We start from the raw sequence: 26,974 nt of genomic DNA, 5'->3' as shown, positions 1-26,974 counted from the left end.
GCTGCTCGAGCGGGGTGTCGGCACGGCTGGTGGCATGAGACCCATTGAAGCACTTTCGAGCCGCCTGTGGACGCTCCAACCCCCCGGCTGGCGTGAAGCAATGCCGCAAACCGGGGGCTTTGGCAAGGGCCGGGAGGCAACGCTCGCGGGAAGCGAGCGTTGCGGCGAAGGGAGCGGGTTCGTTCAGTGCACGGCAGGCTGGGGCGGCGGCACCAGGCTGCCTGCCGAGGCCACGGCCCGCACCTGGACGCTGGGCTCCATGGGTGCAGACTCGGCCTTGCCGGCCGTGCCGACCGGCAGCAACGGCACGATCAACAGCGCGACGATATTGATGATCTTGATCAAGGGGTTCACGGCCGGGCCGGCCGTGTCCTTGTAGGGGTCGCCCACGGTGTCGCCAGTGACGGCCGCTTTGTGCGCTTCGCTGCCCTTGCCGCCGTAGTGGCCCTCTTCGATGTATTTCTTGGCATTGTCCCAGGCCCCGCCGCCGGTGCACATCGAGATCGCGACGAACAGGCCGGTGACGATGGTTCCCATCAACAAGCCACCCAGGGCCTCGGGCCCGAGCAGCAGACCCACCAGGATGGGCACGACCACCGGCAGCAGCGAGGGGAGGATCATCTCCTTGATGGCCGCGCTGGTCAGCATGTCCACGGCGGTGCCGTACTCGGGCTTGCCGGTGCCTTCCATGATGCCGGGGATGGTCTTGAACTGCCGGCGCACTTCTTCCACCACGCTGCCGGCGGCCCGCCCCACGGCTTCCATGGCCATGGCGCCGAAGAGGTAGGGAATCAGCCCGCCGATGAACAGACCGACGATCACCATGTGGTTCGACAGATCGAAGCTCACGTGGTGGCCGGCGGCCTCCAGGCCGTGCGTGTAGTCGGCAAACAGCACCAAGGCGGCCAGGCCGGCCGAGCCGATCGCATAGCCCTTGGTGACGGCTTTGGTGGTGTTGCCCACGGCGTCCAACGGGTCGGTGATGTCACGCACCGACTGGGGCAGCTCGGACATCTCGGCGATGCCGCCGGCATTGTCGGTGATCGGGCCATAGGCATCCAGCGCCACGATGATGCCCGCCAGACTGAGCATCGAGGTGGCCGCGATCGCAATGCCATACAGACCGGCAAGCAGGTAGCTCGCGATGATGGCCGCGCACACGAAGATCACCGGCCAGGCCGTGGACTTCATGCTCACGCCCAGGCCGGCGATGATGTTGGTGCCATGCCCGGTGGTGGAGGCCTTGGCCACGTGCTTGACCGGCGAGTAGTCCGTGCCGGTGTAGTACTCGGTGATCCATACCATCAATGCCGTGAGCACCAAGCCCACCGCGGCGGCGCCGAACAGGCGCCATTGGGTGCCGCTGGCATAGATCGCATCGTCGGGCATCACCCACTTCACGATGAAGAAGAAGCCGATGAGTGCGATCACACCGGACACGATCAGGCCCTTGTAGAGGGCTGGCATCACGTTCTTCATGCCAGGCGAGGCTTTGACCGCGCCGCAGCCGATGATGGAGGCAATGATCGAGAACCCGCCCAGCGCCAGCGGCAGCACGGCCGCTTGCATCGGGAAGGCCGTGACCATCAAGGCGCCCAGCACCATGGTGGCGATCAGCGTCACGGCATAGGTTTCGAACAGGTCGGCGGCCATGCCGGCGCAGTCGCCCACGTTGTCGCCCACGTTGTCGGCGATCACCGCGGGGTTGCGCGGGTCATCCTCGGGGATGCCGGCTTCCACCTTACCCACCAGGTCGGCGCCCACGTCGGCTCCTTTGGTGAAGATGCCCCCGCCCAAGCGGGCGAAGATCGAAATGAGTGAGGAGCCGAAGGCCAGGCCCACCAGCGGCTTGAGCACCGAGGACAATGGCGTCACCGGGTTGACCTGCCCGTTGATGATCAGCAGCCAAAACAGCACGCCCACACCCAGCAGGCCCAGGCCCACCACCAGCAAGCCCGTGATCGCCCCACCGCGGAAGGCCACGGCCAACGCCGTGTCGATGCCTCGGGTGGCCGCCTGGGCGGTGCGCACGTTGGCTCGCACGGACACATTCATGCCGATGAATCCGCAGGCGCCGGACAGTACCGCCCCGATCACGAAGGCCACGGCCGTGGCGCCGTCGATGAAAATGCCGATCAACACGGCCAGCACCACACCAACGAGGGCGATGGTTTTGTACTGGCGTGCCAGATAGGCGGCCGCGCCGGTCTGGATGGCCGCGGCGATCTCCTGCATGCGGGCGTTGCCCGCGTCTTGCTTCAAGATCCAACTGCGTGACACGAAGCCGTAGACGACGGCGGCCACGCCACAGGCAAGCGCAAAATACAGCGCCAAATGGGTGGACATGAAAGGGCTCCTTCCTCTGATGATCCGATGGTGATCGAAAGCCCGTGGTCTTGCTTGCCACGTTGGCCGACCCATGCTACGCAAAGCTTTGCGGCGCCGCAATGACGGCTCGCCCCGTGTTTACCAGTGGAGGCGGCGCTGATCGCACCACGCTGGGGTGTCAGCCTGTCGCAAGAGCCCTCGGTAGAATCCGGGTTTTCCCTTGCGAGAACGATCACACCGCCATGAGCCTGCATAACGTGACCCCCGGCGCCAAGGCGCCCGAAGAGTTCAACGTGATCATCGAGATCCCGATGAATGCCGACCCGATCAAATACGAGGTCGACAAAGAAACTGGCGCCATCTTCGTCGATCGGTTCATGACCACGGCCATGCACTATCCGTGCAACTACGGCTATGTGCCGCAAACCTTGTCCGACGATGGCGACCCGGTGGACGTGTTGGTGATCACGCCGTTCCCCTTGACGCCGGGCGTGGTGGTGACCTGCCGTCCCATCGGTGTGCTCAAAATGGAAGACGAGGCCGGCGGTGATGCCAAGCTGTTGGCCGTGCCGACCACCAAGATCCTGCCCATCTACGACCACTGGAAGAAGCCCGAGGACATCAACCCGATGCGCCTGAAGGCCATCCAGCACTTCTTCGAGCACTACAAAGACCTCGAAGAAGGCAAATGGGTCAAGGTGCAGGGCTGGGAAGGCCCCGAGGCGGCCAAGGCCGAGGTGGCCAACGGCATCGCCAATTACGCCAAAGCACAGCGGCAGTGAGCCGCGCCTGGGCGCAGCCCCGAGGCAGCGATGGAAGGCCGGCCCTGTGCCGGCCTTTGTGCATTCAGAGGACACGGCGGTGGGAACCGAGGGGCCGTTGTGCTGGTCTCAGCTCCTCGTATCCAACTCGTTGGTGGAGCGTGTCATGCGCGTTGTGGTCTGGGTGGCGTGGGCCGTGATCGCAGGGATGTGGACCCTGGGAGCCTGGGTGATGGCGGAACTGGCGCAGTGGTCCGTGCAAGTGATGAGCTCGGCCGAGGCCGGACGTGCGGCCCAGGCCGTCATGCAGGCACCGCTGCCCCCGTGGTTGGGTGTGTGGATCGACCCGGCCTGGCTGGAGTTGCTGCGCTCGCAGCTGCAATGGCTGATCGAGGCGGGGCAGGCCGTCCTACCGGCTGTGGGAGCTGTGGCCAGCTGGATCGTGCCGCTGGTGTGGGTGGGCTGGGGGCTGGGCATGCTGACGCTGCTGGCTCTCGCTGTCGGTGCCCACTGGTTGATCGGGCGTCTGGGCCGCAGCAATCTGTCTGGCTCTACGCCCAGCTGAAGCGCGAAAGACAAAGGCCCTGCACTTGCGTGCAGGGCCTCATCATTCATCTTGGCTCCCCGACCTGGGCTCGAACCAGGGACCTGCGGATTAACAGTCCGTCGCTCTACCGACTGAGCTATCGGGGAACAGAAGACTTAAATTATAGCCACAAAATTTCCTGGATCACAAGTCCGCTTGCAACGACAAGCGCATGCTGCGCGGGGCCAGCGGGTAGAGGAAGGCGTGGCCATATTGGAAGGGGGATTCGCGCCAGGCGCGGCGGTCGGTGAGGTTGTCGATGCCGGCGCGCCAGGTGAGTGTGGTGCCGGCCATGCGGTGCTGATGCACCAAGCCCAGATCCCAGCGTGTCCAGGAGGGGATGCGCACACTGTTGTCGGCCAGCACCATGCGGTCGCCTTCGTGCACCAACGATGCAGCCAGGCGCAGCCCGGGCAGCGCCGACACCCGGTATTCGATGCCCGCCTTCACGGTATGGGCCGGGACATTGACGGGGCGTTTGCCATTGAGGCTGGGATCGGCGGCGCCTTCGCGGCGGGCGTGCAGCCACATGGCGCTGCCATGGATGCGCCAGGGGCCCAGGTCCCAGGTGGTATGGCCTTCCAGGCCGCGGTGACGGGCCTGGCCGTCGAATTGGCGGGTGCAGGTATCGCCGGTGCTGTCGTCGAAGCAATCCGAGCCGATGTCCGATACCGCCGGCCGCTGGATGTCGAACCAGGCCAAGCCCCATTGGAGCGCATCGCTGCGCCCTTTCAGACCGAGCTCCACTTGGCGGCTCTTCAAGCCCGGCAGGGCTTGCCCGGCATTGGTGTACCGGGCCCGATTGGGCACCACTTCGGATTCGACGCCGCGCCCCCAGCTGGCGTAGACCATGTGGCGCGGCCTGAACTCGTGGCTGAGTGCCAGCCAGGGCGTGGTGAAAGATTGCCGGTACGCGGTGGCTTCGGGGTCACCGCTGGTGCGCTCGGTGGCTCGGTGCAATCGCGTATGGCGCACGCCCACCCAAGCCGTCCAGCGTGGGGCCAGCTCGACGGCATCGCGCACATAGAACTCGGTAGAGCGCTCGCTGCGGTTCGTGTTGGGGTCGGTCTGCCGGTCCGACGGCGGCACCTGGGTCTGCCCATCGACCGTGCCCGTGCCCGCCCAGCGATAGATCTGATCTTGCAGGCGCGCCGTGTAGCGGCTGAACAGCACACCGGTGGTGAGGCTGTGCTGCATCCCGCCCAGCAGGATCTTGCCGTCGGCATGGAGGTCCAGCGCGTGCGTGCGGCGGTGTTCATCGTCACTGACGTACTCGTACAGATCGAAGCTGCCATCGCTGCAATAGCGGTCGTAGTTGCCTTCGGCATCGCAGCCGTAGGGAAATGCCAGTCGATCGTCGGTCAGTAGTCGCTGGGTGCCCAGGTGGGCGGTGAGGCGCCAATCGGGGTCGAGTTGGTGGCGCACCCTCAGCGAGGCCGTCAAGGCATCCATCACGACAGGCAGCGACCAGGTTTGGTTGTTCAGGTTGATCCGCGGGTCGCCCGCAGCCGGCAGCGTGCTGCCCAGCAGGCTGAAGGCAGGCTGGCTCGGTTGGCTGCGGCGGCTGGTTTCGACCTCGGCTTCCACCACGGTGGCGGGGCTGAGGCGCCAGTCGCCTGCGGCGGCCAACAGCCGGCGATGCCCGGTGTCGCTGCGCAACGGAGAGTCGAGGTGCTCGTAGGCTGCATTGATGCGCAGCCCGAAGCGCTCGTCCGTGCCGAAGCGCTCGCCGAGGTCAGCGGCCAGCCCCACCGTTTGGCGGCTGCGCCAGCCCAGCTCGACGCTGCGCACCTGACCTTCCGGACGCTTGACGACGAGGTTGACCAGGCCCCCTGGGGCGCTGGTGCCGGCTTGGATGCCGCTGGTGCCTTTGAGCACCTCGACCGCCGCCTTGTTGTCCAGCGGGATGGACGTCTCGGCATTGATCGGCAGGCCATCGCGCCGGTAATTGAATCGGTTGTCCAGCACGAAGCCGCGCACCGACAGAAAGTCCCAGTAGCCTTGCGCGTTGTAGCTGTCGCTGATGCTGGCCTCCAGGCTCACGGTGTCGGCGATACGGGTGGCGCCGCGGTCTTTGAGCTCGCCCTCTGGAATCACCGTGGCCGCCAGCGGCGTGCGCGCCAGCGGCATCGTGCCGAAGCCTGCGACCTCGGCGCGGGCAGTCGGCGCCTGACCCGTGACGGTGACCGCCGGCAAGGCCTCGGAAGTGGCCTGGGCGCGGGCACCGCAGACCACGACGGCAAGGCAGGCCAAGGCCAGCGGGCGGCGGGCCGGGCGGAAGAAGAGAGAGGGGCGGCGTACAGCAGCGGCCATCGGGGAGCTTTCGTGTCTAGAGGCAGGCCGGCGGCTGAAGGAGGGGGCTGCACACCACGGGCAGCCTCGCCGTTCGGACGCTTCCCTGCGCGAGGATGATCTCAATCAGGTTCAAAGGGACTGTCTCAGCCGGGCCTGGGCAGACCCGACACCCCTAGCGAATGACCGCGCAGCAAGCCACGCGGTCGATGAGATTATCGCGCAGCCGTGCAGGCCGCTTCAGTCGTCGAAGCTGGGGGTCTCCACCCCCAGCACTTTGTGCAGCTTGGGGCTGGTGGTGGTGTACTGCAGGTGGATGCGCTTGTCCGGGAAGATGTAGGGGGCCGCGCCGAAGGCGGCCAGTGCGGCTTCGTGGAAGCCCGAGAGGATGAGCTTCTTCTTGCCTGGGTAGGTATTGATGTCACCCACGGCAAAGATGCCCGGGACGCTGGTTTCAAACTTCTCGGTGTCGACGACGATTTGCTTGTGCTCCAAGGCCAAGCCCCAGTGCGCGATCGGTCCCAGCTTGGGGCTCAGACCGAAGAAGACCAGCAGCGCATCCAGGGGCACGACGCGCGTGACGCCGTCATGGCCCGTGACCTTCACGCCGGTGAGGCGTTCATCGGCTTCCTCGATGCCGGTGATCTGTCCGACCACGAACTGCATCTGCATCGCATCGCACAGCTCTCTCATGCGTGCCACGGACGCCGGTGCCGCGCGAAAACCATCACGGCGGTGGATGAGGATGACACTTTCGGCACGGTGGGGGCCGTCCTGCGCGAAGTTGAGCGTCCAATCCAGGGCGGAATCCCCCCCGCCGACGATGACGAGGTTCTGGCCCGCGAACTGGGCAGGGTTCTTCACACGATAGAACACCTGGCGCTCGAGGTATTTTTCCAGGCCATCGACTTTCAGCTGCCGGGGCTGGAAGGCGCCGACGCCGGCGGCGATGAAGACGGTCTTGGTGATGAAGCGCGTGCCCTTGGAGGTGGCCACGTGAAAGCGTCCATCGTCTCGGCGTTGCACTTCGCTGACTTCTTGCCCCAGATGGAACGTGGCTCCGAAAGGCTCGATCTGCTTGAGCAGGTTGTCCGTGAGTTCGCGTCCCGTGCACACAGGCACGGCCGGAATGTCGTAAATCGGCTTGTCGGGATAGAGCTCGATGCACTGGCCACCGGGGTAGGGCAGTGAATCGATGACATGGGCCTTGACTTCGAGCAGGCCCAATTCGAACACCTGGAACAAGCCCACCGGCCCGGCGCCGACGATGACGGCATCGGTCTCGATGAGGGGCGCGATGTTCTCAGGTGCGTCCATGACGGGCGATCAACGCTTGAGCTCGGAGAGCTTGCCGGTGCGGTCTTTCCATTCGTCCGCATCGGGCAGAGGCGCTTTGCGCTTGGTGATGCTCGGCCAAATCTTCGCCAGCTCGGCATTGAGGGCGATGAAGTGTTGCTGATCGCCAGGCACGTCTTCCTCCGGCATGATGGCATTGACCGGGCATTCGGGGATGCATACCGCACAGTCGATGCATTCGTCGGGGTCGATGGCCAGGAAATTGGGGCCTTCGCGGAAGCAGTCCACCGGGCACACGTCCACGCAGTCGGTGTACTTGCAGCGGATGCAGGCTTCGGTCACGACGTGGGTCATAGGGGGATCTCGAGGAATGGAAGAAACTGTGGAGTCAGGCCGGGGCCTTACGAGGCATCGGCCTTTGGGCAGCATTGGCCGAGATTCTAAGGCCGAGGGCCGGGGCAGGCTCCTTGCGCCAGGACAAGATCCCCGGTGCCGGGATCGTCTTTGAGCATGTCTGGCTGCTGGCGAGCCGCCGCACGCAGGGGGCGGGCGCCGCTGCCTACGATGACCACGGTCGGGCGCCCGGCGTGCAGCACGCTGGCTTGGGCCAGGCTGACCACGGTGTGGTCGCTCTGCAATTCGTCGGGCCAACCGGCACGCGAGACCACGCTGGCCGGCGTGTCCTCGGGCCAGCCGGCTTCACGCAGCCGGCGCGACAGCGCGCCGAGCTGGCGTCCGGCCATGTAGAACACTTCGGTGTCGGCGCTGCGGCTGGCGTGCAGCTGGCCCGAGCGCGTCATGGCCGTCGTCAGGCTCACGCTGCGGCCCGTGCCGCGTCGGGTCAAGGGGCGTTGGCTGGCGGCGGCAGCCGCCAGCGCGGCGGTCACGCCGGGCACGACCTCGGTGGTCAGGCCCGCGGCCGCGGCGGCTTCGAGTTCTTCCTCCAGGCGCCCGAAGACACTGGGGTCACCCCCTTTGAGTCGCACCACCAGATCCACTTGGCGCGCGTAGCGCACCAGCAGCGCATTGATGGCGGCCTGGCCGGTCGAATCACAGAACCCCCGCTTGCCCACATGGATCCAGCGGGCCTGGGGAGCGAATTCGCGCAGGGCAGGGTCGGTCAGGGCGTCGTACAGCACGACATCGGCCTGAGCCAAGCGCCGCGCGCCGCGCAGGGTGATGAGGTCGGCCGCGCCCGGGCCGGCTCCAATGAAGACGATCCTGCCCATGTGGCCAGCCCTCTTCAGTTCACCGACTTCACCAGCAGGGCACCGCTGGTGCGGTGGCTGCTCGGATCGACGACGATGAGCGCGCCGCCGACCCGGTTGTCGGCATACGGTTCCACCGGCAAGGCTTGCTGCGTCTCGACCGTGACATGACCGATGTCGTTGACGGCCAGTTCATGCGCTTCGGTGGGTTGCAGACTGTGAATGTCCAGCCGGCTGTCGATGCTCGTGATGCGGGCTTGCACCCAGCGGTTGCCATGGCGCACCCAGTACTTGCGACCCACCACGGCCGGTTCGGTGTCCAGCCAAGCCAGCGTGGCCGCAAAGCGCTGGGTGGTGCGCACGGTGCCCGGCGTGGCGATCCAGTCGCCGCGGGAGACATCGAGCTGGCGGTCCAGCACGATGCCAGCCGATTCACCGGCCACGCAGGAGGCCACCACGCTGCCGGCGCGGCGCACCTGTGCCACCACCGCGGTCTCGCCGCTGGGCAGGATTTGCACGGCATCGCCGGCTTTGACCTGGCCGTGGGCGATGCGGCCCCACAGCGTGCGCGGCTGATTGCCCGTGCCTTCGCCTTCGCGCGCCACGTACTGCACCGGGATGAGCAGATGGCCGCTGATGCGTTCTTGCACCGTGGGCAGGGTTTCGAGCAGTTGCAGCAGCGACGGGCCGTCGTACCAGGGCGCATCCAGCGGTTGCGTGACATTGTCGCCGCGCAGGGCCGACACCGGCACGATGCCGGCGACGGCGATGCCGGCTTGCTCGGCGAAATCCAGCAGGGCGTTGCGCACGGCGGTGTATGCCGGGGCCGGATCGCTCACCGCATCGAGCTTGTTGACGGCAAACACGATGCTGGGCACGCGCAGCAGGTGCGCCAGCAAGGCGTGCCGGCGTGTCTGCGGGAGCAAGGCCACTGGCTGCTGCTTCAGGTCGAGCTTGGTGATGTCCACCAGCACCACGGCGGCATCGCTGCCGGCAGCGGCCGTCACCATGTTGCGGGTGTATTGCTCATGGCCCGGCGCATCGGCGATGATGAACTTGCGCTGCTTGGTGGCGAAGTAACGATACGCCACATCGATCGTGATGCCTTGCTCGCGCTCGGCTTCCAAACCGTCGGTGAGCAATGACAAGTCCAGCGGCTGGCCGGCGGCCTTTCTCTGCAGCATGTCGAGCTGGTCGGCCAGGATGGCGCGGCTGTCGTACAGCAGGCGGCCGATCAGCGTGCTCTTGCCATCGTCGACGCTGCCGGCGGTGAGGAAGCGCAAGGCGCGATGATCGGTGATCTGGGTAGAGGCAACGGAGGCGATCATTAGAAGTACCCCTCTTTCTTGCGGCGCTCCATCGAAGCGTCGGAGGTGCGGTCGTCCATGCGGGTGGCGCCGCGCTCGCTCACGGTGGCCTTGAGCGTTTCGGCCACGATTTCGGCGGCATTGATCGCCGTACTCTCGACTGGGCACGTGCAGGTCATGTCACCGACGGTGCGGAAGCGCACCTGCACGGTTTCGACCTCCTCGCCGGGCTGGGGCGGCGTGAGTTCGGTCACTGGCACCAGCAGGCCTTTGCGACGCACGACCTGACGCTCGTGCGCGTAGTACAGGCTGGGCAGCGGGATGTTCTCGCGCGCGATGTACAGCCACACGTCCAGCTCGGTCCAGTTGCTGATCGGAAAGGCCCGCATGTGCTCGCCGGGACGGATGCGCGTGTTGAACAGCGTCCACAGCTCTGGACGCTGCTCTTTGGGTTGCCACTGACCGAAGCTGTCTCGGTGGCTGAAGATGCGCTCTTTGGCGCGAGCTTTTTCCTCGTCGCGGCGGGCTCCACCGATCAACAGGTCGAAGCGGTGCTCTTCGATGGTTTCGAGCAGCGTGACGGTTTGGTGCCCGTTGCGCGACTCCAAAGGATGGGCCAGCCGCACCGTGCCCCGTCGGATGGAGTCTTCCACATGGCCGACCACGAGGCGCTCGCCCATCTCGGCCACGCGCCGGTCACGGAACTCGATCACCTCGGGGAAATTGTGGCCAGTGTCGACATGCACCAGCGGGAAAGGCAGTCGGCCCTTGAAGACACCGTTGCCGAGGTGGTTCTTGAAAGCCTTTTCGGCCAGGCGCAGCACCACGCAGGAATCCTTCCCGCCGGAGAAGAGCAAGGCCGGACGCTCGAAAGCGGCCGCGGCCTCACGCAGAATGAAGATGGCTTCTTCTTCGAGCCAGTCAAGGTGCCGGTGATCCAGCTCCGGCAACAGTTGGTCGATGCTTACGGGCGCGTTCACGAGCGGGCTCCGATCAGAGAAACGGCAGAAGAGTTGTCTTTTCGAACGTGCAGACCGCATTCTTTGGCGGCTTCGTCCTCCCACCACCAACGGCCGGCGCGGAAGTCCTCGCCCACCGCGATGGCACGTGTGCATGGCGCACAGCCGATGCTGGGGTAGAACTGGTCATGCAGCGGGTTGTATGGCACGTCGTGGGTGGCGATGTAGTGCCAGACGTCGTTCCACGACCAGTCCGCCAGCGGGTTGAGCTTGGTGCGGCGTTGATCGTCGAGGTCGCGGAAGGGCACTTCAGCGCGGTGGCTGGACTGCTCGCGGCGCAGGCCCGTGATCCAGGCTTGCCGGCCTTGCAGCATGCGCGACAGCGGCTCGAGTTTGCGGATCGAGCAGCAGCGCTTGCGCAACTCGATGCTTTCGTACATGGCTTTTTCACCGTGTCGTTGCACGAAATGCACCACGGCCTCATGCTGCGGCTCGTAGACCTCGACCCGCACGCCATAGCGCTCTTCGATGCGCGGAATCAAGGCCAGCGTCTCGGGATGCAGTGCGCCGGTTTGTAGCGTGCCGATCGCAATGTCCAGCCCGTGGCGCGCGATCATGTCCGTCAAGACCATGTCCTCGGCCCCCAGGCTCGTGGCTTGCACGATGCGGCCACGAAACTCTGCAGCAGCCGACTGCAACACCGCCAGCGCATGCGCATGGCGTGCGGCGTAGTCCGGCGAGGGGCGCGCGTAGAGTTCGATGGCTGTCATGACACGGCCTCCTTGTGGACTTTGCGGCGCGCAAACAAGGGGCGGTTGTCATGCACGTCGCCCTGGTAGTAGCCGCTGAAGAAGTCGAGCGCCCGACGGGCGACGGCTTCATCCTGATCGGCGCGCAACAGCACCGCATTGACGCCGGTGCGATCCAGCAGTGGCAGCATGTCGACCAGCACCTCACCGACGGCCCGGATTTCGCCGGCGAAGCGGTAGCGGCTGCGCAGCAGCCGGGCCTGGCTGTAGGCGCGACCATCGGTCCATTTCGGGAAGTGCAGCACCACCAAAGCCAGTCGGGGCAAATCGGCCTCGAGCGCTTCGACATCGAAATCATTGGCGATGCGCACGCCCACGGGCAAATGGTTGGGCCACGTGGTGCGCACGGCTTGCCATTGGGGCCAGCTCAGCACGCGATGCGCCGCAGGTCCGGGCGCGGCTTCGTCTTCGGGGGCGTGCTGCCAAATGTCATCGTGGGGATGAATGAACTTCATGGGAAGGTCCTTGCTCAAGCAGCCAGCGCCTTGCTGGTGGTCCGACGTACCGCATTGGCGGCCGTTTTGAACGGCTCCAGGCCCACGCGCTTGACCGTATCGATGAAGCGCTCGTTGGCCGCGCGCTGTTGGCGATAGGTTTCGATCACGGCTTCGATCACGTCCACCACTTCATCGGCGGCGAACGAGGGCCCGATCACTTTGCCCGGGCCGGCCGGACCGCTTTGCGTGGAGCCATCCGATCCTCCCAGCGTGATCTGGTACCACTCGGCACCGTCCTTGTCGACGCCGAGGATGCCGATATGACCGCTGTGGTGGTGGCCGCAGGAATTCATGCAACCGCTCATGTGCACATCGATGTCACCGATGTCGTACAGCTCGTCCAGGTCTTGGTAGCGCTGCGCCACTTGTTCGGCGATCGGGATCGAACGCGCATTGGCCAGCGCACAAAAATCCCCCCCGGGGCAGGCGATCATGTCGGTGAGCAGGCCGATGTTGGGGGTGGCAAAACCGGCGTCTTTGGCCTCTAGCCAGAGGGCAAAGAGCTCGGACTGCCGCACCCAGGGCAGCACGAGATTTTGGTCGTGCGTGACGCGGGCCTCGCCGGCACTGTAGCGATCGGCCATGTCGGCGGCGCGTTCGAGCTGCGCGTCGGTGACATCGCCCGGCGCTTGGCCGACGCGCTTGAGCGAAAGCGTGACCGCCCGATAACCCGGGAAGCGATGGGCGTGCACATTGCGCTGCAGCCAACGGCGATAGGCCGGCGGGGCATCGGCAGGGGCGGGCTCCAGCGCGTCGTTGGCGGCAGGGAGGTCATCGCGCACGCCGGCCGGCGCGGTGAAGTGCCGGGCCACGCGGTCGAGCTCTTCCTGCGGAATGATGTGAGCCGCGCCATCGACGTCGCGTTCGAGGATCTGGGCGAACTCATGCTCGACCGCGTCGATGAACCTCTGGCCTTCGGCCTTCACGAGGATCTTGATGCGCGCCTTGTACAGATTGTCGCGCCGGCCGTAGCGGTTGTAGACCCGCACGATCGCCTCGAGATACACGAGGATCTGCTGCCAGGGCAGAAACTCGCGCACCACCGTGCCGATGAGGGGGGTGCGGCCCATGCCACCGCCGACCAGCACTTTGAAGCCGACTTCGCCGGCGTCATTGCGCAACAACTGCAAGCCGATGTCATGCCAGCCGATGGCGGCGCGATCCTCGGCGGCGCCGCTGACGGCGATCTTGAACTTGCGCGGCAGGAAGGCAAACTCGGGATGCAGGGTGGACCATTGGCGCAGCACTTCGCAATAAGGGCGCGGGTCGACGATCTCGTCGGGGGCGATGCCTGCGAAGGCGTCGGTCGTGATGTTGCGAATGCAGTTGCCCGAGGTTTGGATGCCGTGCATGTCCACGGCCGCCAGTTCGTCCATCACGTCGGCAGCGCGTGCCAAGGGAATCCAGTTGAATTGGATGTTCTGGCGCGTGGTGAAGTGACCGTAGCCACGGTCGTACTCCCGGGCGATGCGCGCCAGGGTGCGCAGCTGGGTGCTGCTGATTTCGCCATAGGGGATGGCCACCCGCAGCATGGGCGCATGGCGTTGGATGTACCAGCCGTTTTGCAGACGCAGGGCCTTGAACTCCTCGTCGCCGAGCTGTCCGGCCAGATGACGTTGCAACTGGTCGCGGAACTGGGCAGCGCGCTGGCGAACGAAGTGGCGATCGAACTCGTTGTATCGATACATCTCGGGGGCTCGTGAAGACTCAGTGAATGACCTTGAGGCCGGCGGTGACCAGCGCGGCGCACAGCAAGCCGCGCACGAGACGGTCTGGCAGATTGCGGGTCAGGCGCGCGCCGATCCAGATGCCGGGGATCGATCCCACCAGAAGCGCAACCAGCAATGCCCAGTCGACATGGCCCAAGCTGGCATGGCCGATGCCGGCCACCAGCGTCAGCGGCACTGCGTGGGCGATGTCGGTGCCCACCAGGCGGCGGGCTTCGATGTGTGGATACAGGAACAAAATGAGCGTGGCCCCGATGGCGCCTGCACCAATGGAGCTGAGCGACACCAGCACTCCCAACGCCGCCCCGGCGGCCACGGTGTAGGCCGGCTTGCGGTGTTCGGGCAGCCAGCGCTGCAGCTTCAAGGCCACCCGGTGCCAGGCCTGCCGGTAGGCCACCGTGATGGCGGTGAGCAGCAAGGCGATGCCCAGCGAGAACGTCAAGGCACTGGCCCAGCCCTTGGTGACACCGGTGTAATGCATCAACCCGATCATCAGGATCGAGGCGGGCACACTGCCGGCCAGCAGCAGCCCGGTGATGCGGTAATCCACATTGCCTTGCCGGTGGTGGGCCACCGACCCCGACACCTTGGTCAGGCCGGCGAACCACAGGTCGGTGCCGATGGCCACGGCAGGATGGAGCTTGAAGACCGACAGCAGCAAAGGCGTCATCAGTGAGCCACCGCCCACGCCGGTCAGGCCGACGATGACGCCGACCCCGAAACCGCTGACCACTGCAATCCAGTCCATGTCGCTCCCTGTGTCACTCGAACGGCGCATGCCTGCAGGGCAGGCGCAGCCCGCACGATGGGGCCGACTGTACGGAGGTCCCATATAAATGGGAACTACAAATTCATTTGATAGTTATATCTAGATGTTATTTTCGACCGGGAGGGGGCCTGGGGACGAGCTCGCTAACATTTCGCACCATGTCTTCAAATCCGTTCTCGACCGCAGCAGACTTGCACGTTTACCGGCTGCGCCGGCGCAGCTTGTTGTTGACCTCCTTGGCCCTGGCCGCCTGCCAGACGGCGCCGCCCGTGCCCCAGGCCTCGGCGCCGGTGCCAGCGCCCGAGCCGCCGCGGCCGGTGCGTATCGGTCTGGCGCTGGGCGGCGGCGCGGCCCGGGGCTTTGCCCATATCGGGGTGATCCAGGTCCTGGAGGAACAGGGCATACAGCCCGACCTGGTCGTGGGTACGTCGGCCGGCAGCCTGGTGGCTGCGCTGTACGCCGCGGGCAAATCGCGCACGGAACTGCGCGCCCTGGCCGAGACCATGGACGAGACGGCCATCACCGACTGGTCTTTCCCCTTGCGCGGGGTGATCCGAGGGGAGGCTCTGGCACGCTATGTGAATCAACAAGTCGGGGGGGTGACCATCGAGCGCATGAAGCGGCCCCTGGGCATCGTGGCGACCGACCTGGCCACGGGCGAGCCGGTGCTGTTCCGGCGCGGAGACACCGGCATGGCCGTGCGGGCATCCAGCGCGGTGCCGGCGGTGTTTCAACCGGTGCGCATCGGCGACCGGGAATACGTGGACGGCGGCCTGGTCTCGCCGGTGCCGGTGCGTTTCGCTCGCCAGATGGGGGCCGACTTCGTCATTGCCGTGGACATTTCTTCGCCACCGCAGGACGGTCCGGTGGGCGATGCCATGCGCATGTTGCTGCAGACCTTTGCCATCATGGGACGCAGCATCAATCATTTCGAGCTGCGAGAGGCCGACGTGGTGATCCGGCCGGCGCTCAACGGGTTGGCCGGCACCGACTTCCGATCCCGCCGGTTGGCGATGGACGCCGGTCGTGACGCCGCGCTGGCGGCTCTGCCTCAGCTGCGTGAGCGCCTGGCCGCCAAGAGGCGCCAAGGCTGACGGGAAAAAAAAGCCCGGTGGGAGACCACCGGGCCGAAGGTACCTTGGGAGGTACCGAGGAGACAACCTTTCAGGGAGACCGTGGAGCCAAGCTGCACGGCTCTCCTCAGAGTCGGGGCGCAGCGGAAAAGTTCAAGCCCCGACGCAACAAATTTTGGGCTCAGGCGCTGCGCTTGGGGCGGGGCGCCTGTTGGGCCGCCTTGACCGCCGAGTTGGTCACCGCCTGGATGTTCGCTTCGGCCACTTCGGCCGCTTGCTTGGCCGCTTTGTGAACCGTTTCGAACGCATTGTTGGCAGCGGCCACGGCCGACTTCACCAAGGCCACCGCACTTTCGGTGCCGGCGGGCGCATTTTTCACGGCGTTGTCGACCACGGCCAGAAACTTCTTCTGGACATCGGCGATTTGCGCTTCCGCGATTTTATTGATTTCTGCGTTGGTGTTCGAGGCGATGTCATAGACATGGCGGCTGTAGGCCGCGGCCTTTTCGGCGCTGGGCTGCAGCAGCGACGCTTGCAGGGCCAGCAGCTCTTGGGCATCCTTGACCGACAGGGCGGCCTGGGCGTGCTCGGCGGCTTCGGCCAGCGAGGTTTTGGCAACCTGCAGGTTCAGCTCGACGAGTTTTTCAACGCCTTCGAAAGCTTTCTGAGTGAGCCCAAACAGGGTCTCGACATTGGCTTTGTGGGCAGCAACCAGTTGTTCGGCGGTCATCATGATCGAAGACTCCTTTGGTGGGTGGGCACGAAATTGTTGCACTGCAACATGACTGAAGTATAGAGGTCTCGAGTGGCATTGCAAGTGGGTTTGCTGCGCTGCAGCATCGTTTAGAGGCTTGGCTCTAAATCTCCCGGTGTCGCCGATGAGACTCCCAGTCTCGGGCAGGGACATGTCGCTGTCGTGACGGGTCGGCCGGGCCTGGGGGATCCACAATCGGGCCAACCCATGCCGTGCCGCCATGCTGGCCTTTTACTCCGACCGTTTCGTGTTGCCGCTGCCGCCGGGGCATCGCTTTCCGATGGCGAAATACCGCATGTTGCGCGACCGCGTGGCCGCCGAACTGCCGGCCGTGCGCTTGGAGGAGGCGCCAGTGGCCAGTGAAGGGGAGCTGGCCTTGGTGCATACCCCGGCCTACATCGACGCCGTGTTGCAAGGCACGTTGAGCGCGGCGGCGCAGCGCGAGATCGGTTTTCCCTGGTCGCCGGCGATGGCCGAGCGTGCACGACGCTCGGTGGGCGCCACGGTGGCCGCGGCGCGGGCGGCGTTGACCGAGGGGCTGGCGGCCAACCTCGCCGGCGGCACGCACCATGCCTACGCCGACAAAGGCAGCGGCTACTGTGTATTCAATGATGTGGCGGTGGCGGCCCGGCTGATGCAAGCCGAGTGGCATCGTCGCTGCCGGCGCCTGTTGCGCGTGGCCGTGATCGATCTGGACGTGCACCAGGGCAATGGCACGGCAGCCATTTTTCGAGACGATCCCACGGTCTTCACCCTGTCGCTGCATGGGGCGCGCAATTTCCCGTTTCGCAAAGAAGCCAGCGACCTCGATGTGGAGCTGCCCGATGGCTGCACCGACGGGCCGTATCTCGACGCACTGGAGCAAGCCTTGGCGGCTTTGTGGGCGGCTCACGCGGACCATGCCCCGGGCTTGATCTTTTACCTCGCCGGCGCCGATCCCCACGAAGGCGACCGCCTGGGCCGGCTGAAGGTGTCGGCACAGGCCTTGGCCGAGCGCGATGCCCGTGTGCTGCGTGCGGCGGCCGAGCGGGGCATTCCGGTGGTCATCACCATGGCCGGCGGTTATGGCCACGATCTGGCCCAGACCGTGGCCATCCAATGGCGCACCTTGCAATTGGCCTGTGAGTACTGGCGGCGTTGGCCGCGTGCCCAGGCCCCATCCGAGGAGGACTTTCGGCATGAGCCGACCCCAGGCTGAACCCCGCCATGCGTATCGTCATTTCCTGCCCATCACCACCCGCTGGATGGACAATGACGTGTATGGTCATGTCAACAATGTCGTCTACTACAGCTACTTCGACACGGTGGTGAACGAGTACCTCATATCGAGAGGTGCTTTGGACATTCACGCCGGCGAGGTGATCGGCCTGGTGGTCGAGACCCAGTGCAATTACTTTGCCCCGTTGGCCTTTCCGCAGGGGGTGGATGCCGGGCTGCGTGTGGCTCATCTGGGCACGTCCAGCGTGCGCTACGAGGTGGGGCTGTTCGCGCAAGGCGAGCCGTTGACGGCCGCGCGCGGGCATTTCGTGCATGTGTACGTGAACCGCCATACGCGCAAACCGGTACCGCTGCCGGCATCGCTCGTGGCGGTGTTGGAGGCATTGCGATGACAGGGAAGGACTCTTTCCCGGCGGTCGCAACCGACTGCCCCCCCTGAGCGTGCGCGCATCCGTTTTCAGTTTTCACCGGGGATGGCGTTCAGCCGGTGCTCAGCCTGATCGGCTCGACGGCTTTCTACAATGGTCGCTCAGATCATCAAGGAGACCGTCGTGCACAAGGTGCTCGTGGCGCGCGCCACCTTTCCCGACATCATCGACCGCCTCAGGGCCTACTTCGAGGTGCAAGACAATCCCAAGGACGAGGTGTGGAGCCCTGAGGCCTTGAGCCAGGCCTTGCAAGGCAAAGCAGGGGTGATCACCACCGGCAGCGAACGCATCGACGAAGCCTTGCTGGCGGCCCATCCGCAACTCAAGGCGGTGTGCAACATGGCCGTGGGCTACAACAACATCGATGTGGCGGCGTGCACGGCGCGCGGGATCATCGTCACCAACACGCCGGACGTGCTGACCGAAACCACTGCGGATTTCGGTTTTGCCCTGATGATGGCTGCAGCGCGTCGCATCACCGAGTCGGAGCGCTACCTGCGTGCCGGCCAGTGGAAGAAGTGGCGCTATGACATGTTCGTGGGGCCGGATGTGCATGGGGCCACGCTGGGTATCCTGGGCATGGGGCGCATCGGTCAGGCCATCGCGCGGCGCGGCGCGCATGGCTTTGGCATGAAGGTGATCTATCACAACCGTTCACGCCTACCCGCCTCGATCGAGGCGCAGTGCGCGGCGCGTTATGTCGACAAGGCCACTTTGCTGCGCGAGGCCGACCACCTGGTGATCGTCGTGCCGTACTCCCCCAGCTCGCATCACGCCATCGGAGCGGCCGAGCTGGCGCAGATGAAGCCCACGGCCACTTTGACCAACATTGCCCGTGGCGGCGTGGTGGACGATGCGGCGCTGGCCCAGGCCCTGCGGGATGGACGGATTGCCGCCGCTGGCCTGGACGTGTTCGAAGGGGAGCCGCAGGTGCATCCGCATCTGTTGGAGGTGCCCAATGTCGTCTTGACGCCCCACATCGCCAGCGCCTCGGTGGCCACGCGCCGGGCCATGGCCAGCTTGGCGGTGGACAACCTGATCGCCGCGCTGGGCTGTGGTCCGCAGGCGGGGCGTCCGCCCACGCCGGTGAATCCCGAAGTGCTGCGCGGTGCGGCCGGGCAGCAGGACTGAGCGAGACCATCAGACCATGGCATCGACCCTGTGGTGGCTGGCTGCGCTGGGCGTGGCCAATGTGGTGATGTTGGCCGTGTTGGCCTGGCGGGTCGTTGTCGCCGGGCGTGAGCCGGCGGCCAGCCGGGAGGACTTGTTCGCGCAGACGCGGCTGCAGGCCGAGGCCTTGTCGCGGCTGGAGCGCGAGTTGCGCGATGAACTGAGCCGCAGCGCTCAGGGCACGCGCCAGGAGCTCGGCGGCACGCTGGCCTTGTTTCAGCAGACGTTGCTGACCCAGCAAGGCGATGTGGCGCGCACCCAGAACGAGCAGCTCGATGGCTTTCGCGCGCAACTGGTGACCCTGCAGCAGCTCGTGGCCGACACACTGCGCTCGACCGCGGCGGCTCTGACGACCCAGGCGCAATCGGCCCGCGAGGCGCAAGACCTGGCCCTGCGGCGTTTTGCCGAGGGCTTGAACGAGCAGCTGCGCGCGTTGTCCGAAGCCAACGAGCGGCGCTTGGCCGAGGTGCGCCAGACGGTGGAGAGCCGTTTGGCCGCCTTGGCCGCCGACAACGAGAAAAAGCTCGAGCAGATGCGCCAGACGGTGGACGAAAAGCTGCACGCCACGCTGGAGCAGCGCTTGGGCCAGAGCTTCAAGCAGGTGGCCGAACGGCTGGAGCAGGTGCACCGCGGCCTGGGCGAGATGCAGTCGCTGGCCCAAGGGGTGGGGGACCTCAAACGGGTGCTGACCAATGTGAAGACCCGCGGTGTGTTTGGCGAAACCCAGCTTGCCGTCTTGCTGGAACAGGTGTTCACCCCCGATCAGTACGAGACTCACGTGGCGACCGTGCCAGGCAGCCGGGAGCGGGTGGAGTTCGCGATCCGTCTGCCGGGCAAGGGCGAGGATGGGGCGCCGGTGTGGCTGCCGCTGGATGCCAAGTTTCCGCGCGAGGACTACGAGCGTTTGCTCGCCGCGCAGGACGAGGCCGACCGCGAGGCCGCCGAGGCCGCGGCCAAGGCCCTGGAGCAGCGCATCCGCGAGGAGGCGCGCAGCATCGCGGCGAAGTATCTGGCGCCGCCGCACACCACCGACTTTGGCGTGCTGTTCGTGCCCACCGAGGGCTTGTATGCCGAGTTGCTGCGCCGTCCCGGCCTGGTGGAAGCGCTACAGCGTGAGCACCGCGTCATCCTGGCCGGCCCCACCACCTTGCTGGCCATGCTCAACAGTTTGCAGATGGGCTTTCGTACCCTGGCGCTGGAGAAGCGTTCGTCCGAGGTGTGGAAGGTGCTGGGCGCGGTCAAGACGGAATTCGGCAAGTTCGGCGAGGTTTTGGCCCGTGTGAGGGATCAAACCCAGACGGTGCTCAACACTTTGGACAAGGCCGAGACGCGCACTCGCCAGATGAGCCGAGCACTGCGCACGGTGGAGGCGCTGCCCGAGGCCCAGGCTGCTGGCGTATTGCCGCAGGACGCGCTGGACGACCGGGACTGATGCGGTGGGGGCGTCACCGTGGCGCGCGACGTGCGGCGCGGCTGAGGAAGCGCCCCACATCCACGGCGTCGCGCAGGCCGCCTTCCAGCGGGCAAGGGGTTGCGGTGATCCAGGCTGCCACGGTACGGCCGGCCAGCAGGGACCAGGTGATCCCGCGTGAGCCCAGCCCGGTGCAGACATACAGCCCTGGCCGGCGCGGCAGGTGGCGTGGCTGGCCGGCGCGTCGGCCCAGGGCGGGCAGGGCGGTCAGCTCGGGCAGAGGGCCCAACAGGGGCAGGCGGTCGGGCGTCATTGCGCGCCAACCGACCCGGCCGTCCAGCCGGGCCGTATCGACCACGGGCGGCTCGAGGCCCAGGCGGGCCAGCTGGGCCAAGTTGTGCGCGTGGTCTGTGGCGCGCACGGTGGGGTCCTCGTCCCCGGGCTGGCTCGTGGCACCACACAGCGACCAGCCTTCGTGAGCGGGCAGCAGATAGCCGCCGGCGGCCACCGGCACGCGAGGCAGGACCAAGCCGGGCAAATCGGCGGGCAGCCGGGTGATCTGACCGCGCACCCGCTGGAGCGGCCAGGGGAAGTCGGGCACGAGTGCGGTCGCTTCGAAACCATTGGCCAAGACGACCACCTCTGCGCGAGCGGCCACGCGGCCCGCGGCATCGATCACGGCCCAGCCATCGGCATCGGGCTGCAGTGCACGGATCTCCAGCGGGCCGCGCCAGCGCACGGCCGCTCCCGCCTCGGCCAGCAGGGCATGGACCAGATCGGCCGGTTGCAGCCATCCGCCGCCGGGGTAAAACCAGGCCGGGCGGTCCAGCGGCAGTCCGCTGAGGGCCCGGGCATGGGGCACATCCAGGGCCTGCACATAGTCCGGCGGCAAGCCCAGGCGGTGCAGCAGGTGTTGCATCGATGCGAACGGACCGTCGTCGGCACGCAGCAGTCCGTCGAAGCCTCCGCTCAGGCCGTGGCGCTGGCGCAGCCAGGGCAGGTTGGCTTGCAGGCACAGGGCGGCGGCACGGTGCAAGCGGGCGTGAGCCCCGTCATCGGGCAGCACGATGCCGTGGAACAAGCCTCCTGGGTTGCCGGAGGCGCCTTGGGCCGGTCTGGGATGGCGGTCGATGAGCTCGCAGTGCCAACCCAAGGCGGCCAGCGCATGGGCCACACTGGCGCCAGCCAATCCCCCGCCCAGCACCACGGCGCGACGTTCGCGCACTGCCAGGGGGGCTTCGGCCGCGGGCGGCGGGGGGGTGTAGCGCGGCACGAATCGCGCCACCGTCATCTGACGTTTGCCTGCGAAGCCCGGTGCGCGTTCCACCTCGAAGCCCGCCCGAGACAGACCTTCGCGCACGGCGCGTGCTGCGCTCCAGGTGGCGGCGGTGGCGCCGGGGGCGGCCAGCCGGCCCAGGCTGCGCATCAGGCCTTCACTCCACATCTCCGGGTTGCGATCGGGCGCAAAGCCGTCGAGATAAAACGCGTCGGCGCGCAGCCGCAGTTCGGGCAGCAAGGCTGTGGCGTCTCCGAAGGCCAGGATCAGTCGTACCCGTCCGTTTTCGAAATCCAACCGATGGAGATTGGGGGTCAGCGCTGGCCACTGCGCCTGCAGCCTGGCGGCCAAGTCGCGCAGCGGATGGGCCGCCAGCACACGCGCCAAGTCTTCACGCGTCAGGGGGTGTTTTTCGATCGAGACGAAGTGCAGCCGATCGCAGCGCCGGGGATCCTCGCGCCAGGCGGCCCAGGTGGCCAGAAAGTTGTTGCCCAGCCCAAAGCCGGTCTCCAAGATGGTGAAATCGGGCTGGCCGGCCCAGCGCCGCGGCAGCCCGTTGCCCGCGAGGAACACATGGCTGGCCTGTGCCAGCGCTCCGGCGCGCGCGTGGTAGATGTCGCCAAAGGCTGGAGCAAACGGCACGCCCTCACGCAGCTCGACCCGGGCTGGCTGGATGGGCTGGGTGTTCATGCGCGTCTCAAGGGGCCGCAAGCAAAAAGCCGGCCTCAGGCCGGCTCTTGGCATGGACGGCGAAATTCACACCCGCTTGCGGTATTCGTGCGTGCGGGTATCGATTTCAATCTTGTCGCCCTGGTTCACGAAGATGGGCACTTGGATTTCGAATCCGGTGGCGATCTTGGCCGGCTTCATCACCTTGCCGGAGGTGTCTCCCTTGACCGCCGGCTCGGTCCAGGTGATTTCGCGCACCACCGTGGTGGGCAGTTCGACGGAGATGGCCTTGCCTTCGTAGAACACCACCTCGACCTCCATGCCGTCCTCCAGATAGTGGAGGGCATCGCCCATGTTCTCGGCTTCCACCTCGTACTGGTTGTACTCGTTGTCCATGAACACGTACATCGGATCGGCGAAGTAGGAGTAGGTGCACTCCTTCTTGTCGAGGATGATCTGGTCCATTTTGTCGTCGGCCTTGAAGACGACTTCGGTGCCAGAGTTGTTCAGCAGGTTCTTCAGCTTCATGCGCACGGTGGCGGCGTTGCGGCCACCGCGGCTGTATTCGGTCTTGAGCACGACCATCGGGTCCTTGCCCTGCATGATCACGTTGCCGGCGCGGATTTCCTGTGCAGTCTTCATGGTGAATCCCTCTTGTGGGGGTCGGTCCTGGTCTGGAGTGGGAATCTCGGGGTGCCAACACGGCCGGGTTCGAAGGGGCTGATGCTCAAGGGCCTCGTGCCTCGATCACGGCCCTCGGTCACGACCCACAGTCACGGCCCTCAGTCGCAGCCAACCGATCGCGCGAGGCGTGCGCACCCGGATACCGCAAAGCCTCTTATTCTACCCTGAGCGCGCCTTCGAAGTTCGCGCGAGGTCTAGCAACTGGGTGCTCAAGTCCGCTTGCCTGGCCAGGGTCTCACACCACCGTGCCGCATGGGCCCGCCAGACCGTGGGGGCGGGCCAGCTCGAGGGATGCAGTGCGCCCAGCTCGGCCGACAGTCCGTTCCACGCGCGCCACAAGGCTCGCAAGGCGGCAGCCGTGCCCGCATCGGCGCCCTCCAGATAGCGGTCGAGGAAGGCTTCGAGCTTGAGGGCATGGGCGGCGTCGCTTTGGGGGTAGATGTGCCAAATGAACGGTCGGGCCGCCCATTGGGCCCGAACGAAGGAATCCTCGCCGCGCACCACATTCAGATCGCAGGCCCACAGGAGCTGGTCGAATTCCGTCTGAGTCAGGGCGGGCAGCCAGTGCAAGCGCAAGGCCCCCACCGTGTCGGTGTGGCCTTCGCGCGGGGCGTGGCCAAGCAATGCCGAGACTTGCCCGGCGGCCTGCCCCGGGGTGACCAACAGCAGCGTGGGCTGCTCGGTCAGCGCTTCGAGCCAGAGGCTCAACCGCGGGTTGTCGTAGCAAAACAGCGAGACGACCCGCTCCTGCGGGCGCACCGTCAGCCCTTGCCGCGCCAGCCAGGCTGCACCATCGAATGCGGCGCGGCGTTCCAACAGGCCCGGCTCGCGCAACAGACCGCCGGTGCGGGAGGTGAACCCGGGATAAAAGAATCGCTTGACCAGGCCCGCCCCCGGAGGGTGCCAGCGCGGCGAGGGCAGGCCGTGCGAGCGTTCGACATAGTCTTCGGCGCTGAGATATTCCAGATTGATCCACACCGGCGCCGGGCGGCACGAGGCCATGCGCTCGATGTAGGCCTCGGGCGGGTCGCAGCCGAAGGCCTCGACCACCACCTCGGCAGGCTCCACGGCGCACCAGGGCTCACGCCAAGGGCGCACTTCCACGCCCGGGCAACCGTGCGGGGCCATCCAGTCCAGGGCGCCGGGCTCGTCGACCCACAGCCGCACTTGCTGTCCTCGGCCGGCCAAGTCGGCCGCCAGTCGCCAGCACACCCCAATGTCACCGTAGTTGTCGATGACGCGGCAGAAAACATCCCAACGCATCCCGACATTGTGAGCTCGGCGGCACAATGCCGCCATGAGTGCCGATGTCACGACAGAATCCGCCCCACCGATGCAGCCGGCGCCGCGCGATCGCCTCTTGGCCGAGGTGGCTGCCCTGCCCAGCCTGCCCGGGGTGTATCGCTACTACGATGCCCAAGGCAATGTGCTTTATGTGGGCAAGGCCCGCAACCTGAAGAAGCGGGTATCGAGCTACTTTCACAAAAACCATGAGGGCACGCGCATCGGCCACATGGTGTCGCGTATCGCGCGCTTGGAGACGACCGTGGTGCGCAGCGAGGCGGAGGCCTTGTTGCTCGAGAACAACCTGATCAAGACGCTGCATCCGCGCTTCAACATCCTGTTCCGCGACGACAAGAGCTACCCCTACCTGAAGATCGCTTCGCATGCGTTTCCGCGCTTGGCCTACTATCGCGGCGCGGTGGACAAGAAGCACCGCTACTTCGGCCCCTACCCGAGCGCCTGGGCGGTGAAGGAATCGATCCAGTTGCTGCAAAAGATCTTTCGGCTGCGCACCTGCGAGGACACGGTGTTCAATCACCGCACCCGGCCGTGTTTGCTCTATCAGATCAAGCGCTGCTCGGGCCCTTGCGTGGGCCTGATCAGCCCCGAAGACTACGCCCGTGACGTGGCCCATGCCGAGCGATTTTTGCAAGGCGAACAGCAGGGGGTGATCGACACCTTGCAAGCCCAGATGATGGCGCATGCGCAAAAGCTGGAGTTCGAGCAGGCGGCGGAGATTCGCAATCAGTTGGGCGCACTGTCGCGGGTGTTGCATCAGCAGGCCATCGACACCGGCAGCGACCGCGACGCCGACATTCTGGCCGTGAAGGTGCAAGGCGGGCGTGCCTGCGTGAACCTGGCGATGGTGCGCGGGGGGCGCCACCTCGGGGACCGGGCTTACTTCCCAGCCCATGTGGAGGAGGCTGCGGCCGTGGCGGTGGACGACGACGAGGCCGCGCAGGCCAGTGCCAGCCCATCGGTGGAGACGCAGGTGTTGGAGGCCTTCATCGCTCAGCACTACCTGGACGGCGGTGTGCCCCCCCTGCTGGTGGTCAGTCATCCGGTGGACAAGGCCTTGCTGGAAGCGCTGTCGGCACAGGCCGGTGTGAAGATCACGGCCGTGCATCAGCCACGCGAGCAGCGCCGCGCGTGGCTGGAGATGGCGGTCCAGGGCGCCGAGTTGGCGCTGGCGCGGCTGCTGGCCGAGGAAGGCTCACAGCAGGCACGCACCCGGGCGCTGGTGGAGGCCCTCGATCTGAACCCCGAAGATCTGGATCGTTTCCGCATCGAATGCTTCGACATCAGCCACACCGCGGGGGAGGCCACTCAAGCCGCTTGCGTGGTGTACGAGAACCACAAGATGCAAAACGCCCAGTACCGGCGGTACAACATCGAAGGCATCACCCCCGGCGACGACTATGCCGCGATGCGCCAGGTGCTGCTGCGTCGCTATGGCAAGCTGGCCGAGGCGGCCGATGCAGGCCAAGCGCGATGGCCCGACCTGGTGCTCATCGACGGCGGGCGCGGCCAGGTGGCCGTCGCGCGTGAGGTCTTCGAGGAATTGGGGCTGGACATCGGATCGATCGTCGGCGTCGAAAAAGGAGAAGGTCGCAAGGTCGGCTTGGAGGAGCTGGTCTTCGCCGACGGCCGGCCCAAGATCGCGCTGGGTCGCGAGTCGGCGGCGCTGATGCTGGTGGCGCAGATCCGTGACGAGGCTCATCGCTTTGCCATCACCGGCATGCGCGCGCGGCGTGCATCGGTGCGCACGGGGGGGGCCAAGCTCGAAGACATTCCCGGCATCGGCCCCAAGAAGCGGGCTAGACTGCTGCAACGCTTCGGCGGTCTGCGCGGGGTGGCTCAGGCCAGTGTGGACGATTTGGCCACGGTGGAGGGCATCTCGCGCGAACTGGCCGAAGCGATCTACAAGGCGCTGCATTGAGACCGCCGCTCTCGTCGCAATGAGGAGAACCCGCATGAAGCCCTGCCGACACCGTCGACTCCGTCTGTGGGCGGCACCGCTGCTCGTTGGCGCCGTGCTGCTGGGCTGTTCTCCGGCGCCCAGGGTGCCCGCACCGCCGCCGGTGCCCACAGAGCCGCGGCCGGCCGCGTCGGTGCCCGTGGAGACCCGCGCGCGCCACTGGGACGACTACCGGCTGCGCGCGGCACGCCGCATCGTGGCGGCCAATCCGCAGGGCGTGTACCTGGATCGGCCGCCGGACGTGCTGCTGGCCATCCCGGTGCTGGCCATCGATCTCAATGCCGACGGCAGCGTGCGGCGCATCGAGGTGTTGCGGTATCCCGGGCAGGCCCGCGACACCACCCAGTTGGCCATCGACGCCGTGCTGCGGGCCGCGCCGTTTGGCAGCGTGGCGCATCTGCCGCGTCCTTGGCGGTTCAATGAGACGTTTTTGTTCCGAGACGACCGGCGCTTCAAACCCCGAACGCTGGACTGAGCCACAATCGCGCCC

Annotated in this window: 24 protein-coding genes, 1 tRNA gene and 1 riboswitch; of the genes, 9 read left to right on the top strand and 16 right to left on the bottom strand. The window is 66.3% G+C overall.

The genetic code is table 11. The annotated features are described in order from the left end of the window. Window positions 1-183: 183 nt before the first annotated feature. Window positions 184-2,346, bottom strand: a complete 2,163-nt coding sequence (locus CTA01S_RS09690) for a sodium-translocating pyrophosphatase (protein WP_062194975.1) — start codon at window positions 2,344-2,346, stop codon at window positions 184-186. A 224-nt stretch (window positions 2,347-2,570) separates the two neighbouring features. Here CTA01S_RS09690 and ppa point away from each other — a divergent pair, with 224 nt between their 5' ends. Together ppa and CTA01S_RS09680 are read left to right on the top strand one after the other, a co-directional pair. Next, window positions 2,571-3,110, top strand: a complete 540-nt coding sequence (ppa, locus tag CTA01S_RS09685; protein WP_062194972.1) for an inorganic diphosphatase — start codon at window positions 2,571-2,573, stop codon at window positions 3,108-3,110. A gap of 145 nt (window positions 3,111-3,255) precedes the next feature. Beyond that, entirely contained in the window at window positions 3,256-3,654 is a 399-nt protein-coding gene (locus CTA01S_RS09680; protein WP_062194968.1) for a hypothetical protein, read from the top strand. Between the two features lie 52 nt (window positions 3,655-3,706). Here the strand turns inward: CTA01S_RS09680 and CTA01S_RS09675 are convergent. The 11 genes from CTA01S_RS09675 to CTA01S_RS09625 form a co-directional block, all read right to left on the bottom strand. Then, window positions 3,707-3,782 (bottom strand) — tRNA-Asn (locus tag CTA01S_RS09675). Window positions 3,783-3,819: 37 nt separating this feature from the next. Continuing rightward, window positions 3,820-5,988 carry a TonB-dependent siderophore receptor gene (locus CTA01S_RS09670; protein ID WP_062194965.1) on the bottom strand — a complete coding sequence of 723 codons (2,169 nt, stop codon included), beginning with the start codon at window positions 5,986-5,988 and terminating at the stop codon, window positions 3,820-3,822. A gap of 65 nt (window positions 5,989-6,053) precedes the next feature. Next, a riboswitch (TPP riboswitch) is annotated at window positions 6,054-6,154 on the bottom strand. 53 nt (window positions 6,155-6,207) lie between these two features. Continuing rightward, window positions 6,208-7,284: an NAD(P)/FAD-dependent oxidoreductase gene (locus CTA01S_RS09665; RefSeq protein ID WP_062194962.1), complete on the bottom strand. Its 1,077-nt coding sequence runs from the start codon at window positions 7,282-7,284 to the stop codon at window positions 6,208-6,210. Between the two features lie 9 nt (window positions 7,285-7,293). Continuing rightward, the gene (gene fdxA, locus CTA01S_RS09660) at window positions 7,294-7,617 is read right to left on the bottom strand and encodes a ferredoxin FdxA (RefSeq protein ID WP_019559649.1); all 324 of its coding nucleotides are present in this window, start codon (window positions 7,615-7,617) and stop codon (window positions 7,294-7,296) included. A gap of 86 nt (window positions 7,618-7,703) precedes the next feature. Then, on the bottom strand, window positions 7,704-8,492 hold the full coding sequence (gene cobA, locus CTA01S_RS09655; RefSeq protein WP_062194959.1) for a uroporphyrinogen-III C-methyltransferase: 789 nt from the start codon (window positions 8,490-8,492) through the stop codon (window positions 7,704-7,706). 14 nt (window positions 8,493-8,506) lie between these two features. Next, on the bottom strand, window positions 8,507-9,799 hold the full coding sequence (locus CTA01S_RS09650) for a sulfate adenylyltransferase subunit 1 (RefSeq protein ID WP_019559651.1): 1,293 nt from the start codon (window positions 9,797-9,799) through the stop codon (window positions 8,507-8,509). Beyond that, window positions 9,799-10,758: a sulfate adenylyltransferase subunit CysD gene (gene cysD, locus CTA01S_RS09645; protein WP_019559652.1), complete on the bottom strand. Its 960-nt coding sequence runs from the start codon at window positions 10,756-10,758 to the stop codon at window positions 9,799-9,801. Before cysD ends, CTA01S_RS09650 begins: the two co-directional genes overlap by 1 nt. Next, on the bottom strand, window positions 10,755-11,507 hold the full coding sequence (locus CTA01S_RS09640; RefSeq protein ID WP_019559653.1) for a phosphoadenylyl-sulfate reductase: 753 nt from the start codon (window positions 11,505-11,507) through the stop codon (window positions 10,755-10,757). Before CTA01S_RS09640 ends, cysD begins: the two co-directional genes overlap by 4 nt. Further along, window positions 11,504-12,001, bottom strand: coding sequence for a DUF934 domain-containing protein (locus CTA01S_RS09635; RefSeq protein WP_019559654.1), 498 nt, complete (start codon window positions 11,999-12,001; stop codon window positions 11,504-11,506). The genes CTA01S_RS09640 and CTA01S_RS09635 overlap by 4 nt, the downstream gene beginning before the upstream one ends. Before the next feature lie 14 nt (window positions 12,002-12,015). Continuing rightward, on the bottom strand, window positions 12,016-13,731 hold the full coding sequence (locus CTA01S_RS09630; RefSeq protein WP_062194956.1) for a nitrite/sulfite reductase: 1,716 nt from the start codon (window positions 13,729-13,731) through the stop codon (window positions 12,016-12,018). 19 nt (window positions 13,732-13,750) lie between these two features. Beyond that, window positions 13,751-14,518: a sulfite exporter TauE/SafE family protein gene (locus CTA01S_RS09625; protein WP_062194952.1), complete on the bottom strand. Its 768-nt coding sequence runs from the start codon at window positions 14,516-14,518 to the stop codon at window positions 13,751-13,753. A 179-nt stretch (window positions 14,519-14,697) separates the two neighbouring features. Between CTA01S_RS09625 and CTA01S_RS09620 the strand changes: the two genes are divergently transcribed. Beyond that, window positions 14,698-15,633, top strand: a complete 936-nt coding sequence (locus CTA01S_RS09620; protein WP_232301040.1) for a patatin-like phospholipase family protein — start codon at window positions 14,698-14,700, stop codon at window positions 15,631-15,633. Between the two features lie 160 nt (window positions 15,634-15,793). Here CTA01S_RS09620 and phaP read toward each other — a convergent pair whose 3' ends face one another. Further along, window positions 15,794-16,348, bottom strand: a complete 555-nt coding sequence (gene phaP, locus CTA01S_RS09615; protein WP_062195092.1) for a phasin family protein — start codon at window positions 16,346-16,348, stop codon at window positions 15,794-15,796. Between the two features lie 238 nt (window positions 16,349-16,586). Here phaP and CTA01S_RS09610 point away from each other — a divergent pair, with 238 nt between their 5' ends. The 4 genes from CTA01S_RS09610 (at window position 16,587) to CTA01S_RS09595 (ending at window position 20,614) form a co-directional block, all read left to right on the top strand. Further along, window positions 16,587-17,564: a histone deacetylase family protein gene (locus tag CTA01S_RS09610; RefSeq protein ID WP_062194946.1), complete on the top strand. Its 978-nt coding sequence runs from the start codon at window positions 16,587-16,589 to the stop codon at window positions 17,562-17,564. After that, entirely contained in the window at window positions 17,545-17,976 is a 432-nt protein-coding gene (locus CTA01S_RS09605) for an acyl-CoA thioesterase (RefSeq protein WP_019559660.1), read from the top strand. The genes CTA01S_RS09610 and CTA01S_RS09605 overlap by 20 nt, the downstream gene beginning before the upstream one ends. Window positions 17,977-18,105: 129 nt before the next feature. After that, complete coding sequence (locus CTA01S_RS09600; protein WP_062194943.1) at window positions 18,106-19,143, top strand: 2-hydroxyacid dehydrogenase; 1,038 nt, start codon at window positions 18,106-18,108, stop codon at window positions 19,141-19,143. Between the two features lie 16 nt (window positions 19,144-19,159). Next, complete coding sequence (locus CTA01S_RS09595; RefSeq protein WP_019559662.1) at window positions 19,160-20,614, top strand: DNA recombination protein RmuC; 1,455 nt, start codon at window positions 19,160-19,162, stop codon at window positions 20,612-20,614. Window positions 20,615-20,627: 13 nt separating this feature from the next. Here CTA01S_RS09595 and mnmC read toward each other — a convergent pair whose 3' ends face one another. The 3 genes from mnmC to earP form a co-directional block, all read right to left on the bottom strand. After that, window positions 20,628-22,559 carry a bifunctional tRNA (5-methylaminomethyl-2-thiouridine)(34)-methyltransferase MnmC2/FAD-dependent 5-carboxymethylaminomethyl-2-thiouridine(34) oxidoreductase MnmC1 gene (gene mnmC, locus CTA01S_RS09590; RefSeq protein ID WP_062194940.1) on the bottom strand — a complete coding sequence of 644 codons (1,932 nt, stop codon included), beginning with the start codon at window positions 22,557-22,559 and terminating at the stop codon, window positions 20,628-20,630. A gap of 66 nt (window positions 22,560-22,625) precedes the next feature. Continuing rightward, the gene (gene efp, locus CTA01S_RS09585; protein ID WP_019559664.1) at window positions 22,626-23,180 is read right to left on the bottom strand and encodes an elongation factor P; all 555 of its coding nucleotides are present in this window, start codon (window positions 23,178-23,180) and stop codon (window positions 22,626-22,628) included. Window positions 23,181-23,381: 201 nt separating this feature from the next. Next, window positions 23,382-24,485, bottom strand: a complete 1,104-nt coding sequence (earP, locus tag CTA01S_RS09580; RefSeq protein WP_062194937.1) for an elongation factor P maturation arginine rhamnosyltransferase EarP — start codon at window positions 24,483-24,485, stop codon at window positions 23,382-23,384. Between the two features lie 70 nt (window positions 24,486-24,555). Here earP and uvrC point away from each other — a divergent pair, with 70 nt between their 5' ends. Both uvrC and CTA01S_RS09570 read left to right on the top strand, forming a co-directional pair. Beyond that, a complete protein-coding gene (gene uvrC / locus CTA01S_RS09575) occupies window positions 24,556-26,445 on the top strand; it encodes an excinuclease ABC subunit UvrC (RefSeq protein WP_062194933.1) in 1,890 nt (629 codons plus the stop codon). Window positions 26,446-26,479: 34 nt separating this feature from the next. After that, window positions 26,480-26,959, top strand: coding sequence for a hypothetical protein (locus CTA01S_RS09570; protein ID WP_062194929.1), 480 nt, complete (start codon window positions 26,480-26,482; stop codon window positions 26,957-26,959). Window positions 26,960-26,974: the final 15 nt, after the last annotated feature.

It is taken from the genome of Caldimonas taiwanensis NBRC 104434, from assembly GCF_001592165.1.
Lineage (GTDB): Bacteria > Pseudomonadota > Gammaproteobacteria > Burkholderiales > Burkholderiaceae_C > Caldimonas > Caldimonas manganoxidans.
This window is presented reverse-complemented; position numbering and strand designations above follow the sequence as displayed.

What these genes read in the sequence shown, in the direction of transcription:
- CTA01S_RS09605 (WP_019559660.1), top strand. Translation starts at nt 17,545, where the DNA reads ATGAGCCGACCCCAGGCTGAACCCCGCCATGCGTATCGTCATTTCCTG.
- cobA (WP_062194959.1), bottom strand. Translation starts at nt 8,492, where the DNA reads ATGGGCAGGATCGTCTTCATTGGAGCCGGCCCGGGCGCGGCCGACCTC.
- CTA01S_RS09670 (WP_062194965.1), bottom strand. Translation starts at nt 5,988, where the DNA reads ATGGCCGCTGCTGTACGCCGCCCCTCTCTCTTCTTCCGCCCGGCCCGC.
- CTA01S_RS09640 (WP_019559653.1), bottom strand. Translation starts at nt 11,507, where the DNA reads ATGACAGCCATCGAACTCTACGCGCGCCCCTCGCCGGACTACGCCGCA.
- CTA01S_RS09635 (WP_019559654.1), bottom strand. Translation starts at nt 12,001, where the DNA reads ATGAAGTTCATTCATCCCCACGATGACATTTGGCAGCACGCCCCCGAA.
- ppa (WP_062194972.1), top strand. Translation starts at nt 2,571, where the DNA reads ATGAGCCTGCATAACGTGACCCCCGGCGCCAAGGCGCCCGAAGAGTTC.
- CTA01S_RS09665 (WP_062194962.1), bottom strand. Translation starts at nt 7,284, where the DNA reads ATGGACGCACCTGAGAACATCGCGCCCCTCATCGAGACCGATGCCGTC.
- CTA01S_RS09690 (WP_062194975.1), bottom strand. Translation starts at nt 2,346, where the DNA reads ATGTCCACCCATTTGGCGCTGTATTTTGCGCTTGCCTGTGGCGTGGCC.
- CTA01S_RS09625 (WP_062194952.1), bottom strand. Translation starts at nt 14,518, where the DNA reads ATGGACTGGATTGCAGTGGTCAGCGGTTTCGGGGTCGGCGTCATCGTC.
- CTA01S_RS09600 (WP_062194943.1), top strand. Translation starts at nt 18,106, where the DNA reads ATGGTCGCTCAGATCATCAAGGAGACCGTCGTGCACAAGGTGCTCGTG.
- efp (WP_019559664.1), bottom strand. Translation starts at nt 23,180, where the DNA reads ATGAAGACTGCACAGGAAATCCGCGCCGGCAACGTGATCATGCAGGGC.
- CTA01S_RS09680 (WP_062194968.1), top strand. Translation starts at nt 3,256, where the DNA reads ATGCGCGTTGTGGTCTGGGTGGCGTGGGCCGTGATCGCAGGGATGTGG.
- uvrC (WP_062194933.1), top strand. Translation starts at nt 24,556, where the DNA reads ATGCAGCCGGCGCCGCGCGATCGCCTCTTGGCCGAGGTGGCTGCCCTG.
- CTA01S_RS09630 (WP_062194956.1), bottom strand. Translation starts at nt 13,731, where the DNA reads ATGTATCGATACAACGAGTTCGATCGCCACTTCGTTCGCCAGCGCGCT.
- CTA01S_RS09570 (WP_062194929.1), top strand. Translation starts at nt 26,480, where the DNA reads ATGAAGCCCTGCCGACACCGTCGACTCCGTCTGTGGGCGGCACCGCTG.
- CTA01S_RS09650 (WP_019559651.1), bottom strand. Translation starts at nt 9,799, where the DNA reads ATGATCGCCTCCGTTGCCTCTACCCAGATCACCGATCATCGCGCCTTG.
- CTA01S_RS09610 (WP_062194946.1), top strand. Translation starts at nt 16,587, where the DNA reads ATGCTGGCCTTTTACTCCGACCGTTTCGTGTTGCCGCTGCCGCCGGGG.
- CTA01S_RS09595 (WP_019559662.1), top strand. Translation starts at nt 19,160, where the DNA reads ATGGCATCGACCCTGTGGTGGCTGGCTGCGCTGGGCGTGGCCAATGTG.
- mnmC (WP_062194940.1), bottom strand. Translation starts at nt 22,559, where the DNA reads ATGAACACCCAGCCCATCCAGCCAGCCCGGGTCGAGCTGCGTGAGGGC.
- fdxA (WP_019559649.1), bottom strand. Translation starts at nt 7,617, where the DNA reads ATGACCCACGTCGTGACCGAAGCCTGCATCCGCTGCAAGTACACCGAC.
- CTA01S_RS09620 (WP_232301040.1), top strand. Translation starts at nt 14,698, where the DNA reads ATGTCTTCAAATCCGTTCTCGACCGCAGCAGACTTGCACGTTTACCGG.
- earP (WP_062194937.1), bottom strand. Translation starts at nt 24,485, where the DNA reads ATGCGTTGGGATGTTTTCTGCCGCGTCATCGACAACTACGGTGACATT.